This is a genomic window from Kribbella yunnanensis, from assembly GCF_039529655.1.
Lineage (GTDB): Bacteria > Actinomycetota > Actinomycetes > Propionibacteriales > Kribbellaceae > Kribbella > Kribbella yunnanensis.
This window is the reverse complement of sequence record NZ_BAAANF010000022.1, coordinates 228,572-242,527: the sequence shown is the minus strand read 5'-3', so window position 1 is coordinate 242,527 and position 13,956 is coordinate 228,572. Positions and strand designations below refer to the sequence as shown.

General features: G+C 67.7%; 11 protein-coding genes and 1 tRNA gene. 5 read left to right on the top strand and 7 right to left on the bottom strand.

Translation table 11 applies throughout. The features are described from left to right. Nucleotides 1-28: 28 nt before the first annotated feature. Genes ABD231_RS32965 through ABD231_RS32950 form a run of 4 tightly spaced genes read right to left on the bottom strand, consistent with a single transcriptional unit; the run spans nt 29 to nt 3,535 of the window. On the bottom strand, nt 29-994 hold the full coding sequence (locus ABD231_RS32965) for an ornithine cyclodeaminase family protein (RefSeq protein ID WP_344160873.1): 966 nt from the start codon (nt 992-994) through the stop codon (nt 29-31). Then, entirely contained in the window at nt 991-2,118 is a 1,128-nt protein-coding gene (locus tag ABD231_RS32960) for an aminotransferase class I/II-fold pyridoxal phosphate-dependent enzyme (RefSeq protein WP_344160870.1), read from the bottom strand. Before ABD231_RS32960 ends, ABD231_RS32965 begins: the two co-directional genes overlap by 4 nt. Continuing rightward, entirely contained in the window at nt 2,102-2,725 is a 624-nt protein-coding gene (locus tag ABD231_RS32955) for a helix-turn-helix transcriptional regulator (protein WP_344160867.1), read from the bottom strand. The genes ABD231_RS32960 and ABD231_RS32955 overlap by 17 nt, the downstream gene beginning before the upstream one ends. Before the next feature lie 33 nt (nt 2,726-2,758). Next, on the bottom strand, nt 2,759-3,535 hold the full coding sequence (locus tag ABD231_RS32950) for a PrsW family intramembrane metalloprotease (RefSeq protein WP_344160864.1): 777 nt from the start codon (nt 3,533-3,535) through the stop codon (nt 2,759-2,761). Between the two features lie 154 nt (nt 3,536-3,689). On the opposite strand from ABD231_RS32950, the gene ABD231_RS32945 reads away from it, so the two are divergent. Further along, complete coding sequence (locus tag ABD231_RS32945) at nt 3,690-7,274, top strand: S8 family serine peptidase (protein WP_344160861.1); 3,585 nt, start codon at nt 3,690-3,692, stop codon at nt 7,272-7,274. 22 nt (nt 7,275-7,296) lie between these two features. Here the strand turns inward: ABD231_RS32945 and ABD231_RS32940 are convergent, their stop codons facing one another. Beyond that, nucleotides 7,297-8,271 (bottom strand): helix-turn-helix domain-containing protein, encoded by a 975-nt coding sequence (locus ABD231_RS32940; RefSeq protein ID WP_344160858.1) that lies wholly within the window; start codon nt 8,269-8,271, stop codon nt 7,297-7,299. A 206-nt stretch (nt 8,272-8,477) separates the two neighbouring features. Here ABD231_RS32940 and ABD231_RS32935 point away from each other — a divergent pair, with 206 nt between their 5' ends. Then, on the top strand, nt 8,478-8,609 hold the full coding sequence (locus tag ABD231_RS32935) for a hypothetical protein (protein ID WP_344160854.1): 132 nt from the start codon (nt 8,478-8,480) through the stop codon (nt 8,607-8,609). Here the strand turns inward: ABD231_RS32935 and ABD231_RS32930 are convergent. Continuing rightward, nucleotides 8,606-11,275, bottom strand: coding sequence for an AfsR/SARP family transcriptional regulator (locus ABD231_RS32930; RefSeq protein ID WP_344160851.1), 2,670 nt, complete (start codon nt 11,273-11,275; stop codon nt 8,606-8,608). The two genes, ABD231_RS32935 and ABD231_RS32930, sit on opposite strands and share 4 nt — an antisense overlap. A gap of 202 nt (nt 11,276-11,477) precedes the next feature. Here ABD231_RS32930 and ABD231_RS32925 point away from each other — a divergent pair, with 202 nt between their 5' ends. Beyond that, nucleotides 11,478-12,308: a carbon-nitrogen hydrolase family protein gene (locus ABD231_RS32925; protein ID WP_344160848.1), complete on the top strand. Its 831-nt coding sequence runs from the start codon at nt 11,478-11,480 to the stop codon at nt 12,306-12,308. Between the two features lie 67 nt (nt 12,309-12,375). Here ABD231_RS32925 and ABD231_RS32920 read toward each other — a convergent pair. Then, nucleotides 12,376-12,459 (bottom strand) — tRNA-Leu (locus ABD231_RS32920). A gap of 168 nt (nt 12,460-12,627) precedes the next feature. Here ABD231_RS32920 and ABD231_RS32915 point away from each other — a divergent pair. Both ABD231_RS32915 and ABD231_RS32910 read left to right on the top strand, forming a co-directional pair. Next, nucleotides 12,628-13,461, top strand: a complete 834-nt coding sequence (locus tag ABD231_RS32915; protein ID WP_344160845.1) for an FHA domain-containing protein — start codon at nt 12,628-12,630, stop codon at nt 13,459-13,461. Nucleotides 13,462-13,471: 10 nt separating this feature from the next. Next, nucleotides 13,472-13,954 carry an FHA domain-containing protein FhaB/FipA gene (locus ABD231_RS32910; protein WP_132406816.1) on the top strand — a complete coding sequence of 161 codons (483 nt, stop codon included), beginning with the start codon at nt 13,472-13,474 and terminating at the stop codon, nt 13,952-13,954. The last annotated feature ends 2 nt before the right edge of the window (nt 13,955-13,956 follow it).

The following is a 13,956-nucleotide window of genomic DNA, read 5'->3' as shown; positions in this document are numbered from 1 at the left end:
AGTCCACTTACGAACCTGCTGATGCCAATTAACGAACCAGTTGACCGAGGATCGCTCCCGCAACGGCGGCATCAGTTGCTCCCACCCCGGTGAGATCCGCAATCGAACGGTGGTTGCGGGGGAAGGTGGTGGAGAGGGGACGCGCACCAGGCGTCGGGGCCGGGGCTGGCGGCGCGGCCCGGCTGGGCATTCCGTCGCGGAGGATTACTCCTGCGGCGACGTCGTCCTCTGCGCCGATCACGCCGGCTTGGACTGCGTTGGCGAGGTCGCCGTGGTGGAGGCATTGGGCGTGGTCGTCGGTGGCCACGAAGGCGTTGGCGAACAGGGCGGGTGGGAGTTCGCCTTTGCCTGGCATGTCGGTTCCGATGCCGGTGATGTGGATGGCTTCTCGGAAGGCGTCCAGCGGTAGCGGCTCGCGGGCGGCTGTTGTGGTGATTACACAGGGCGCGCCGGTTAGGCCGTCGGGTGTGGCGTGCAGGCCGGCTGACTGCAGTTGGGTGCAGAGGCGGTCGACGGCTTCTGGGCGGCGGCCCCAGACCTTCACTCGACGGAGCGGGCGTAGCTCGTGTAGCCACAGGATCTGGAGGAGCGCCTGCTCACCTGTGCCTAGTACGGCGACCTCGTCGACTCCGACTGGCGTCATCGCGTGAGTGATCAGCGCACCGGCGGCCGCCGTACGCCATGCGGTGAGCTTGCCTTCGTCGGCGAGCACAGCGGCCGGCTGACCGTTGGTTGCGTCGACCGCGAGCACCAGCCCGTTGTTGACCGAGCCGAACGTGCTCGCCACCTTCACCACGAAGTACGGCGTACCGGCCACGTGACCGGCCTTCACGTGCGTGTCCCCGGCGTACTGCGGGAACTCGAGCACCATCGGCGCCGGTACCGACGTCCGTCCCTCCGCATGCGCGATCAGCGCCGACCGCACTGCGTCGAACACCACCGCCGGCTTCGCGACCTGGCTGATCGCGTCGAGCCCAAACACCGGCAGCGTCACCGGCTTTCCAACCAGTCCGCCCAGACAGCCAATGCCGGTTCGGGATTCTGTCGACCCACACCGACCCGGAACCGGTCAGGAGGTGTCTCGGTCAGCGTGGAGCTGTAGATGCTCGCGGGCAGCAGCAGTACGCCGGCCTGTTCCACCAGCGCCTCGCACATCGCCTCTACGCCATCCGCCCCGAGGTAGCGCGGATAGGTCACGCACCCACCGTCCGGCGCGGTGAACTCGAACAGGTCGGGGTAGCGGTCAAAGAACTCCGTGAAGACCGGAAGGTTCGCAGCAACAATCCCGCGGTTCCGCGTGAGTAACTGATCGCGAGCCCGCAAAGCGATCAGCGCGAGCACCTCACTGGGTGCCGAGTTGCAGATCGTCGTGTAGTGCTTGGCACGTTCGAGCCGGTCCAGTACGGCGTGATCCCGGCACGCGATCCACCCGATCCGCAACCCGGGCAACCCGTACGCCTTCGACATCACATTCAGCGAGATCGCCGTACCCGACAAGTCTGTTGCCTGAGGCAACGGATCACGCGAGAGCTCGAGCCCGCGGTAGACCTCGTCGGAGAACAACAGGATGCCGCGCTCCGCACACAGCTCCACGAGCCGCTGCCAGGCCTCAGGCGAAGCAACCGCGCCAGTCGGGTTGTTCGGGAAGTTGACCGAGACCATCCGCGTATTCGGCCGCAGCGCACGCTCGATCGCATCAACATCCAGCGCCCACCCATCCTCAGGCCGCAGCGCGACACCGGTCACCTCCGCGACCGACGACGGCACAGTCTCGGCCGCCTGGTAGTTCGGCGTCAGCACAACCAGGTGGTCATCCGGCTCGAGCAGCGTGCGCATGGCGAGGTAGATCCCTTCCTCCGCACCCGCGAAGCACAGGATGTCCTCAGGTTGCGCTACGTCGTACATCGACGCGATCGCCTCCCGCAGCGCAGGCATTCCGCGCACCTCGGTGTACCCGAGCGCCAGCGATTCCCACCGCTCGCGACCGTCGTCATCGGCCAGTGCAAGCAGCTCGGACATCGGAAGCGTCTGCGCATCCGATGCGGTCAGGTGGTACCGCGCGGTGAACTCCCAGCGCGCGAAATGGGTCTCCAGCCGGAAATCAGGCAGGGTCGGCATGCGGCTCCTTCCGGGCCTCAGCAAGTAGTTGGTAGAGCGCAGACCGCGACACCTGCAGCGCCCGCGCCACCGTCGGCACCGACCGCCGCTGACTGAGCACACCAGCCACATCCAGCCGACCGAGCAGCTCCACCCGATCTGCCCGACTCAGCCGCTCCACCGGCACACCGCGCTCCTGCACGTAGCCGGCCACGAGTTCGTTCAGCTTCTCGGTCCAGTCATGCTCAAAGAACACCCGCGGCTGTCCGGACGCCGGTGCGGCAAACGCGGCCAGCAACCGACTCGCAGTCTCGAACGCGGTCCGATCCACGTTCACACACAGCACGTACGCCGCCGTACCGTCCTCGTCCCGCAGTACGGCGCTCACACTCGACAGCCGACGCCCATCCGGCAGCACCTTCGGATACGGCCCATACGCATCACGCCCGCTCTCGGCCAGCTCATCGAGCTCGCCGAGCAACGACGGATCCCCAGGCTCCCGCCCCGACAGCGGATTCCAGATCATCGCGATCCGATCCGTCACCGAGTCGTGCAGCACCACCTCGGCATGCGGCGACAACAACCGCGCCAGCACCTCACCAACAGGCGCAATCTGCTCAGGCGTCACACCTGGACGATATGTCCATCACGGACAAACTGTCTAGGCGATGACGTCTGCTCGCTGGGCTCGGCGGAGGCCGAAGAGGAGGAGGCCGATGGAGATGACGCCGACCACGGCGTAGGTGACGACGCCGCCGATGCCGTCCCAGGCGGTGTGCAGGGCGACCGCCAGGGCGTACATGCCGGCGAATCCGGCGAGGTGTTTGCCGCTCGGGGCGCTCACGAAGCGCCAGAGGCCCCAGCAGCTCAGACCGGTCCAGGCGGCGTGGCCGGCCGGCGACAGGAGGCCGCGGACGAACAGGGTCTGCTCGGCAGCGCCGACGTTCCCACCGGACTGCAGCAGAGCGACGAAGGCGTAGCCCATCGTCTCCAGTACGGCGAACCCGGTGCCGACCGCGACTCCGATGACGATGCCGCGCCCGATCGAGTTGCGGTAGCGGTGCCCGAAGAACACCACCAGGATCGCCGGGACGACCAGCTTGGCCGCCTCCTCGATCAGCCCGACCCCGAGCATCGGCAACGTGCCCAGGCGGCGCATGGCGTCGTACTCGAGCAGTCCGGCGACCACTACGCCCACCACCCCGCCGAACAGCAGACACCCGCCCAGCGTCGGCCCGTCGATCAGCCACCGCCCGGACCGGCCCGCCGCGAACGTCACGAACGTCAGCGGGACCACCAGTGCCCCGAGCAGGATCATCGTCGGGAACAGGTTCGGGTTGTTGGTGTCGGCAAGCACTGCGAGGACGGCGAAGTACAGCGCCGCCCCGACCAGCAGAGTCCCCAACCATGCCCACTTGCGGACCGCAATCGCACTCATGTGCTGATGGTGCCGGTTGCTGGCGTCCTTGCGCCATGTCGCACAGGCGGCAGTGATGGACAGAGCGGATCACCGTGACGAGATTGCAAACTCAAACGGAACAGGCCGTCCCCACGCCTGTGAACTACTGAACTCCGAACGAGGAGACCTGCCCATGCCCTCACCACGGATCCCTGCGGTCACCCTCGCCGCGGTGCTGACCCTCGGCGCGGTCACGGTGGCGCCTGCCAGCGCGGGGTCACCACCCCAGCGCGAGAGTGTCCAGCCCACCACCAGCTCCGTCACCCTGATCACCGGGGACGTCGTCTCGGTCACCGACGCCGGTAACGGCAAGAAGGCGGCCAGTGTCCAGCCCGGACCGGGCCGCGAACGCGTGGCCTTCCACACCGTCGAGGCGGACGGCGGACTGCGCGTGCTGCCGAGTGACGCCGTCCCGTACATCTCCACCGGCGTTCTCGACGTCGACCTGTTCGACGTCGACGAGCTGATCCGGGACGGGTACGGCGACTCGGCCGCACCGCAGCTCCCGTTGATCGTCAAGTACGCCGGGGGAGCCCGCGCCTCCTCCGCACTCGCCGGTACGACGACCACTCGGCAGCTCGACTCGATCGGCGGCGCTGCGGTGTCTGCGGCCAAGGGTGAGCTCCCGCAGCTGTGGAAGTCACTTGCTGGTGCACGGTCGCTCAGCAGCGGGGTGAGCAAGGTGTGGTTGGACGGCAAGGTGCGTCCGACGCTCGACAAGAGCGTTCCGCAGATCGGTGCGCCGGATGCGTGGAAGGCGGGTTACCAGGGCTCCGGCGTACAGGTCGCCGTACTGGACACTGGTGTGGATGCGCAGCACCCCGATCTGGCCGGGAAGGTGAAGGAGTCCGAGGACTTCTCCAACAGCGCGACCGGACCGGTCGACCACTTCGGTCACGGCACGCACGTCGCTGCGACGATCGCCGGCACCGGTGCGGGCGCAGGCGGTACCCGGAAGGGCGTCGCACCGCAGGCTGACCTGCTGATCGGCAAGGTGCTCAACGACGACGGCATCGGGTACGACTCGTGGATCATCGCCGGCATGGAGTGGGCAGCCGCGAAGGGCGCCAAGGTGGTCAACATGAGCCTCGGCGGCGGACCCACCGACGGGACCGACCCGATGAGCCAGGCCGTCAACGACATCTCAGCCCGCACCGGCACGCTGTTCGTCGTAGCGGCCGGCAACGACGGCCCGAGTGAGGAGACAGTCGGTACGCCGGGCTCAGCTGCCTCGGCCCTCACTGTCGGAGCCGTCGACCGCACCGACAAGCTGGCCGACTTCTCCAGCCGCGGACCGCGGATCGTTGACGGCGGACTGAAGCCGGAGATCACCGCACCGGGTGTGGAGATCGTCGCGGCCCGCGCGGCCGGCACTGCCATGGGCAACCCGGTCGACAACCTCTACACAGCCGCCTCCGGTACGTCGATGGCCACGCCGCACGTGGCCGGCGCTGCGGCGCTCCTCGCGCAGCAGCACCCGGACTGGAAGGCGGACCAGCTCAAGAACGCGCTGGTCAGCACCGCGAAGACGCAGTCGAACCAGACCGCCTACCAGCAAGGTGCTGGGCGGGTCGACCTGACGCGTGCGGTTGTCCAGCAGGTGTTCGCCACCGGTGTGGCCGACTTCGGCCTGACCGGAACCAGCAAGCAGATCACCTACCGGAACGACAGCGCAGCACCGATCACGCTGGCGTTGTCCACAACCGTCACCAACCTCGACAACGGCAAGGCCGAGACCGATGCGTTCGGCCTCCCCGCCACTGTGACCGTTCCGGCGCACGGAAGCACCGACGTCTCGCTGAACCTGGACACCGCGAAGCTCGAGCGCGGTCTGCACAGCGGCTGGGTCACAGCGACCGGACCGGGCGGAGTGCTCACCCACACTGCGGTTGGCGCGTTCAAGCAGGGACCGAAGCACACAGTGACCCTGCGGGCGGTCGGACTGGACGGCAAGCCGACCGGAGTCCCCGTCATCTCGCTCTACGGCAGCAACTCGCGTTCCGACGTACTGGCGTGGATCGGCGACGGCCAGACCTACCAGGCTGAGATCGAAGAGGGCACGTACCTGCTGCACTCGCTGGTCGAGAACTACGACCCGGAGCGCGAGCAGGTCAGCCTGTTCACCGATCCGAACGTGCTGGTCGACAAGGACCGGGAGATCGTCATCGACGCGCGCAAGGCGGTACCGATCACCATCGAGACGCCGAAGCCGTCCGAGCAGCAGTCGATCCTGAGCTACTACGTGCACCGCGAGTACCCGAACGGCCGCTCGATCAGCCACGGGGTGATGCACTTCAGCACGGTGCAGCAGGTGAACGTGACGCCGACCAAGCCGGTCGCCGACGGCAAGTTCGAGTTCTCCTCGCGCTGGCAACTGGTCGCGCCGATGGTTCAGACCTCGCTGCCCGGGGTCGACATCAACCTGCTGCACCAGTCGCCGTCGTACGAAGGCAAGCGTCGGTTCCCGCTCGTGCTCAAGGCAGCCAAGGGTGCGCTGGTGGTCGAGCCCACTCGGGACGACGTGAGTGAGCAGGACCAGATCGCAGCAGCGGCTGCGGCTGGAGCCGCTGCGATCATCCTGGTCCGGCCGGCCGGACAGGGCGCGTGGACGGTCTGGCGACCGCTGGGTGACCGGGAGCCGATCCCGGCGATGGTGACCACGGCCGGCAACGGTCAGAAGCTGATCGACCGTGCCCGGCGCGGCCACGCGAGCATCGACGTCACGCTGACCACGTCGAGCCCGTATCTGTACGACGTACAGCAGGTGTCGACCGGAGCGATCCCCAGCAAGATCACCTACCAGGTGACCCCGCAGAACTCCGCTCGCGTCACCACGCGCTACAACGACAACGGCGGCTTCGGCTGGGCCAAGGAGCAGCGGTTCGGCTGGCGTCCCTGGCAGGACTACTCGTGGAACGACTACCAGCGGTTCGTCCAGACGCCGAAGGTCCGTGAGGAGTGGGTGACCTCCGGTGACTCGCTCTGGCAGCACCGGGTCCACCACCTCTGGACCTGGGACAACATGAACCCGCTCCGCGGCGGCATGACCGAACGGCCCAAGAGCTACCGCACCGGTACGTCGAACGAGACGTGGTTCGGTCCGGTCGTCCGGCCGGCCGCTGCACCCGGTGTGGTCTCCACAAGGACAGGTGACCGGCTCTCGCTGCGCATCCCGTCCTTCGTGGACTCGGACGGGCACTACACGGTCGGCGAGACCACTGCGGCCTCCGCAACGCTGTCGCGGAACGGTACGAAGATCGCCGACCTGCCTGATGCGTGGCAGGACGTGATCACCTCCAGCGGCGACGCGTCGTACCGGCTGGACCTCAGCACCGAGCGGGACGATCCGGAGGGTGAATGGCTCTGGGGTACGCGTACTCAGACCAGCTGGGAGTTCCGGTCCGCCAAGACGGCAGAGGACAGGGCAACCCCGCTATCGCTGCTGCAGGTCGGCTACAAGGCGCCGACCGACCTGAGCGGCCGTGCATCGCGCACACATGTCCTGGGCTTCGATGCGCCCAAGACGAAGGGCCTGCAGGCGTGGGCGTCGTACGACGAAGGCAAGTCCTGGCAGCGGCTCCCCGTGGTGGGCGCCTTCGGCCAGTACCTCGCCGTCGTCACCGGCGCCCGCAACACGGTGTCCCTGAAGGTCCAAGCAACTGGTGCTAACGGCACCAAGATCACTCAGACCGTCATCAAGGCGTACGGCGTCAAGTAGGTCCGGCTCGCACCGGCCTGGGTCACAGCCAGTCGCGTTTGGCGGCTTGGTAGGCCAGGCCGGTGCGGGTGTCCACACCGGCGAGCGACATCAGTCGATCCAGGCGGCGCTGGACGGTACGGCGACTGATCCCGAGCTGCGAGGCGATCGACTTGTCGGGGACGCCGGCGACGAGGAGTGAGAGCAGGAAGCGCTCGTGGTCGTCGAGAACGCCAGTCTGCTCGGCCGTGTGCATCGTCACCGGAGTGGCCATCTCCCAGTGACTCTCGAAGAGCGCCAGGACTGCGTCGAGCAGCTGGCCGCGACTGATCACCGCCGCGGTGGGTTCGCCGATGCCTAGCTCGTCGTCTCGGACCAGCGGACAGACTGCGGTCGCGCGGTCCACAATCGCGAGCCGGACCGGCAAAGTGGGCAGTGTCCTGGCCTCCTCACCCCAGCTGATGCCCTCGGCGATCGTGTCGAGCTCACCGGGTGTCTCGAGCAGCGCACGCTCGTAGATGGCGCGATAGCGCACGCCGCGGGACAGAGCGCCGTACTCCTCGGTGTTCTCGGCGCCCTGCATGGCCAGTGGGTTCGCTCGGCAGAACCAGAGGATCTCCTCGCGGGCCGACTCCTGCAGGTCCCGGAGCCGCTCGCGCAGTGCCGCGGCACCGACGACGACCTCGACCAGATGGTGTGCGTCGCGACGGCTGGCGCTGGCCCGGAACTCCTCGCTCAGCACGGCGACTGTCTTACGGGCCGCTTCGAGGGACTCCTGGCGACGCAACAGCGTGGTCCCGAGCGCGACATCCGGCGGCAGCGCGCGAAACACCGGTTCGTCGGCGGACTGGCTGACCGCGACCAGCCCCTTCGCCTGCAACCGCTGCAGCACCTCGACGGCCTCCTGCGGCGACAGCTCGGCCACCTCCGCCAGCTCGGTGGAACGCGCGGCCGACAAGCCGACGAGCAGCCGGTAAGCCCGTTCCTCCCGGGCGTCGAGCAACAAGCCGTCCTGCATCGATTCACCTCCGCAGCTCCCAGCTAACCAGTCCGGCCGCGCCCACGGCGACCGTTTTCCGCGCGGCTTTGATCAAATCTTTGCTGACACTGATCAGCCACGGCACTCCTATGCCATCACGACTGATGTGAGCCCACGTCACTTCCGGTCAGTTGTCAGCGGACCTCGCCGCCGCCCGAGTCGCCCGCCCTTGGAAAGAGAAGCACATGAGCCTGACCGACCTGGCCGGCATCGCCGGTCTCATCAGCGCGGCCCTGCTAGCCCTGTGGATGCTCCTCGGTGCACCCGACCTGCGCCCGAACGCACCCACCGGCCGGCACCGCCGCAATCGCGTCTAGCGCTCGGCGTCGAGGGTGGTCAGCTTCAGTCGCACACTCTCGGCCTGCTGGTCACGACCCTGATCGCTGTACGCCGTCAGGGCGTCCTGCCACGCTTTGCGTGCCTCGGCCAGGTCGCCGCGGGCGTGGTGCACGTCGCCGATGTGGTCCCGGGTCTCGGCTATCTGACGCACGTTGCCGACCTGCTCGTACGACGTGAGCGCATCCGCGAACGCGACCAGCGCTTCGTCGAACCGCCCGGCCGCCAGCGCTGCCGTGCCGAGCGAGTCCAGCACATCACCCCGGCTGTCGTGGTCACCGGTCTGCTCGAAGATCTCGAGTGACGCCAGGCAGGCTGCCCGCGCCTCTTCGTAGTGGCCGAGCTTGGCGTGGATCCAGCCGACGATGTTGTAGGAGTCAGCAAGCCAGCGCTGTTTGCCGAACGTCTTGTACAGCTCCAGCTGAGCAAGCCCATAGGGCAGAGCGGCCTCGTAGTCGTCCTGGTTGCACAGTGCGCCGGCGAGCATCTGCAGACAGGCCGCATGCTCGGTCGGCCGACCGCTGCGTGCTGCGTAGACAAGTGCCTGCTCCAAATGCGACAACGCCTCGTCGCGCTCACCCAACAGTCCTCGGCTACGACCGTAGTAGCGGTGAACCATCGCCTGATCCGCCGCGTCATCCAACTCCGGTACGACGGTCAGTGCGTTCGCCCACATCTCCGCAGTCAACGTGTCCTGCCCACGCCAGCTCTGGAACACCACCAACCCGTAGGCAAGGTGCCAGACGATGTCGTGCCAGCCGCGTTCCATGGCCAGCCGCTGAGTGGCCAGCAAGTTGTCGGCCTCGGCATCGACCCACGCACTGGCCTCGTCGCGGTCCTTCAAACCCAACGGACCGATCTGGTCGCCGTTCACCGGCGAGCGCCCCGGAGCGATCACCCGGTCCGCCTCGACTGCGCCCCGGCGGTAGTGGTCGGCCAATCGCCACAGAGCCTGACTGTCGTCGACCTTCTGCTCACGGGCGTACAGGCGGATCAGATCGTGCAGGCTGTAGCGGCCGGGAGCATGTTGGCGAACCAGGTGCGCGCTCTCCAGCCGGGCGAGACTGCGCCGCGGACTCCCGTCCACGAGCGCCGCCACTGACGCCGTACTGATGTCTTGTCCGGGGACGCGAGCCAGCAACGCGAGCAGGGCGGCGACATCTGGGTCGAGTGCTCGGTACGAGCAGTCGAAGACACTGCGTAGCCCCGCGTCGAGCTCACCGGCCTCGAACGCGTCCAGCCGAGCCTCGGTGTCTCGAAGCTCAGCTGCAAAGGCTGACAACGGGAAGTCGGGCCGGCCGGCGATCCGGGCGGCCACGATCGCCAGTGCCAACGGCAGACCGGCACAGTGCGTCAGTAGCTCGTCGAACGCTGTCGGCTCCGCGCTCGCTCGGTCCGCACCGATCTGTCGCTGCAGCAGATCCCTCGCGTCGGCGGGATCGAGGACATCAAGGTCGACCGGTACGGCGCCGTGTCGCGTGAGCAGTCCACCGAGGCGATTGCGGCTGGTCACGATCACCGTGCACCCCGCCGTACCGGGCAGCAGTGGTGCGACCTGAGAGCTCTCCTTGGCGTTGTCCAGGACGAGTAGCAGCCGCTTGCCCGCCAGCATGGTCCGGTACAGACCTGCCCGGGCTTGTGGATCAGGTGGGAGCCGCCCGGCACCGAGTGCCTGGAGTAGACCGCTCATGGCTGTCTCGACCGGCAGCGGTGGTTCCACCGGGTCGAAACCGCGCAGGTCGATGAAGAGCTGGCCATCCGGGAACCGCGCCAGGTTGCGATGCGCCCAGTGCAGAACCAGTGAGGTCTTGCCGATTCCACCAGCGCCACCGACAGCCGACACCGCAACCGTCGCCTGCTGGTGGTCCCCGGCCAGAGCAGTAGTGAGTTGCTTGAGCGCCGGATCGCGTCCGATGAGGGTGGCCGGTGCCGCGGGTAGTTGCTGTGGCACCACGCGGTCGACCTGGGTGGTGCCGAGGAGCTGCTGCTGTAGTTGCTGGAGCCGGGCGGATGGTTCGATCGCCAGCTCGTCCACCAGTGCGCGCCGGATGCGGTCGTACTCCAGCAGTGCGTCAGCAGCACGATCGGCTCGCTGCAAGGCCAGCATGAGCTGACCGGCCACGCGCTCGTCGAGCGGATGCGCCTGGCTGCGACTCCGCAGCACGGGCAGAAGATCGCCGTACTCGTTTTGGGCCAGCTGCAGGTCGGTCAGGTCGAGCTCGGCCGCGAAGCGTTCCGCGTGCAGGCGCTCGCGTTGCTCGACGAACCAAGGCGTGTCGAGGTCGGCGAGAGCCTCACCGCGCCAGAGGCCCAGTGCCTCCTCGAAGAGAGCTACGGACTGCTCGGCACCGGCCGCCACCACCAGACGACGGAAGCGGTGGACGTCGACCTGGTCCGGGTCGACCTGCAGAACATAGCCACCGGACTGACGGACGAGCTCTGCGTCGAGAACAGTGCGCAGTCGGGACAGGTAGGCGTATAGCGTCTCGCGTGCGCGCTGCGGTGCACTGTCGCCCCAGACCCGGTCGACGAGCTGGTCCGCGGTGACCGGGCGACCGGCTTCGAGGAGCAGCACGGCCAGCACCGAACGCTGCCGCAAATGCCCCAGTTCCGTCGGCACGACCTCCCCGAGTACGCCGTACTCCATGGTCCCTCCAGCGCGCTGACCTGCGGATTCAAGGCTGACACAAGGTTGCGGTCAAACCTCGTGCGCGATGGTACGGAAGAACGAAGGAGAGCACATGTCCCGCAGAGATTCCGCCTACCAAGGTTCCTGACCAGTCGTTGCAGCGAACGGATTCCCCGCGCCGGTCCCCACATCTGTCGGCGCGGGCTGAGACGGTAGGGCGATGACGGGGATTCGCATTGCCATCGCTCAGCCGACCATCACTGCGGACGCGGCGGCGAACGGGAAAACGGTTCGTTCGCTGATGCGGAAGGCAGCGGCCGGGCGGGCTCGGCTCGTGCAGTTTCCCGAAGGCATGCTGAGCGGTTACGCGAAGGCGCAGATCGCCGACTGGTCCCAGGTCGACTGGGCGGCCGTCCGCACCGAGCTCGAGAAGATCATGGCCCTGGCCGCCGAGCTGGAGATCTGGGTCGTGCTCGGTTCGGCGCATCCGCTGACCCCGCCGCACCGCCCGCACAACAGCCTGTACGTGATCTCCGACACCGGCGCCTTGGTCGACCGCTACGACAAGCGGTACTGCTCGCACACCGAGATCACGCACTTCTACACACCCGGTTTCGACCCCGTCGTCTTCGACGTCGACGGCTACCGCTTCGGCGCCCTGATCTGCATCGAGATCAACTTCCCGCACCTGTTCGCGCAGTACGAGCGACTCGGCGTCGAGTGCCTGCTGCTCTCGTCGTACGGCGCCAACGAGCCCTTCGAGACCAAGGCCGCCGCTCATGCCGCGATCAACTGCTACTGGGTCTCGACCTCACTGCCCGCACTGCCCGACGACCCGACCCCGTCCGGCCTGATCACCCCGGCCGGCCTCTACACCACCCAGGTGGTCGGCCAGTCCGAGCTCGCCATCGCCACCATCGACCGCGACGACCCCACCGTGAACTTCCCGCTCCGCGCCGCCCGCCCCTGGCGAGCGATCGCCAACAAGGGCGAGATCTACCGCTCCCGCGCGGTCACCGACCCACGCTCCACCAACCGGACGGCGCTGTGAGCCACCACACGTCCCGACAAACAAAAAATCCCGGTCTCTCGACCGGGATTCCTGCTGGCATTCGCTGTGCGCGAGGGGGGAGTTGAACCCCCACGCCCTTTCGGGCACACGGACCTGAACCGTGCGCGTCTGCCTATTCCGCCACCCGCGCGCTGCCGCTCGGACGATGTCCTGACGACGAGAAGGAACATTAGCACGGGATTCCCCGGTGCTTCACATTGCGGGTTCGGTCGAACCTCCCGTTACGATCGATCGTCGTACCCGGTGTGTCCGCCATGACCGGTGGACACGGACCGTGGACCGACCTGGAGGAGGAGGCGTGCGACCGCTGCAGCGCTTCGAGCGACGTCTGGAGGGCATCGTGAGCGGTGTCTTCGCGCGCGCATTCAAGGGCGATGTCGAGCCGATCGAGCTGGCTGCGGCGCTCAAGCGTGAGATCGACAACACCGCCCGGATCCTGTCCCGGGACCGGCGGCTGGTGCCGAACCACTTCACCATCGAACTGGGCCCGGGCGATTTCGAGCGCCTGAACGCGTACGGCCGGACCCTCAACCACGAGCTGTCCAACGAGCTGCGGGACCATGCCGACATCCAGCGGTACACGTTCTCCGGGCCGATCGAGATCGAGCTGACCCAGCAGGACGACCTCCCGACCGGTAAGTTCCGGGTGGTCAGTGCGACCGTCGGGACGCCCCAACGACGCAGCCCGTCCTATGAGCAGCCCTACCAGCAGGAGCCCTACGTGCCGCCGAACGACGGCCAGACGGTGCTGCAGAGCGCCCCGGTCACCCCACCGCCCGCCCCGCAGCCACGTCGCAGCGGCCACCCGCAGGTGATGCTCGAGGTCAACGGGCGCCGCCGCCCGGTCAACCCGCCGGGTGTCGTGCTCGGCCGCGGTACCGACGCGGACATCCAGATCAACGACCCCGGGGTCTCCCGGCGGCACGCGGAGATCCGGCTGATGCCCGAGGGCAACGGCGGGATCCGGGTGGTGCTGGTCGACCTCGGCTCGACCAACGGCACGCTGGTCAACGGCCGGCGCGCCACCGAGCAGGAACTGGTGGACGGCTCGACGGTGCGGATCGGCAACACCACGATGACATTGCGGCTGGCGGACGAGCCGATGGCTCAGCCGCCGAGCAGCGGGTGGTGACCGCGGGACCATGTCGGAACTGACGCTGACCCTGATCAAACTGGGGTTCCTGGCCCTGTTGTGGATGTTCGTGCTGGCCGTGCTCTCGGTGATTCGCTCCGACCTGTTCGGGGCGAAGGTGGACAGCCGGGCCGCGGCAGCCGCCGTACCGGCCGCGGCCCGGACGCCGAAGCCGGCCAAACCGGTGAAGAAGCGCAAGGGTCTGCCCGGATCGGTGACGATCGCCGACGGCCCGCAGGCCGGGGTCGGTGCGACCCTGGTCGAGGAGCCGGTGGTGATCGGCCGCGGTTCGGACTGCCAGATCCGGCTCGACGACGACTACTCCTCCACCCGGCACTCGCGACTGTTCCTGTCCGAGGGTCAGTGGTGGGTCGAGGACCTCGGCTCGACCAACGGGACGTATTTGGACGGCCAGCGGGTGACCCGCCCGGTGCCGGCCGAGATCGGTGGCTCGATCCGGATCGGCCGGACGACGCTGAACATCGCGAAGTAGGC

What these genes read in the sequence shown, in the direction of transcription:
- ABD231_RS32960 (WP_344160870.1), bottom strand. Translation starts at nt 2,118, where the DNA reads ATGCCGACCCTGCCTGATTTCCGGCTGGAGACCCATTTCGCGCGCTGG.
- ABD231_RS32950 (WP_344160864.1), bottom strand. Translation starts at nt 3,535, where the DNA reads ATGAGTGCGATTGCGGTCCGCAAGTGGGCATGGTTGGGGACTCTGCTG.
- ABD231_RS32945 (WP_344160861.1), top strand. Translation starts at nt 3,690, where the DNA reads ATGCCCTCACCACGGATCCCTGCGGTCACCCTCGCCGCGGTGCTGACC.
- ABD231_RS32940 (WP_344160858.1), bottom strand. Translation starts at nt 8,271, where the DNA reads ATGCAGGACGGCTTGTTGCTCGACGCCCGGGAGGAACGGGCTTACCGG.
- ABD231_RS32935 (WP_344160854.1), top strand. Translation starts at nt 8,478, where the DNA reads ATGAGCCTGACCGACCTGGCCGGCATCGCCGGTCTCATCAGCGCGGCC.
- ABD231_RS32930 (WP_344160851.1), bottom strand. Translation starts at nt 11,275, where the DNA reads ATGGAGTACGGCGTACTCGGGGAGGTCGTGCCGACGGAACTGGGGCAT.
- ABD231_RS32925 (WP_344160848.1), top strand. Translation starts at nt 11,478, where the DNA reads ATGACGGGGATTCGCATTGCCATCGCTCAGCCGACCATCACTGCGGAC.
- ABD231_RS32910 (WP_132406816.1), top strand. Translation starts at nt 13,472, where the DNA reads ATGTCGGAACTGACGCTGACCCTGATCAAACTGGGGTTCCTGGCCCTG.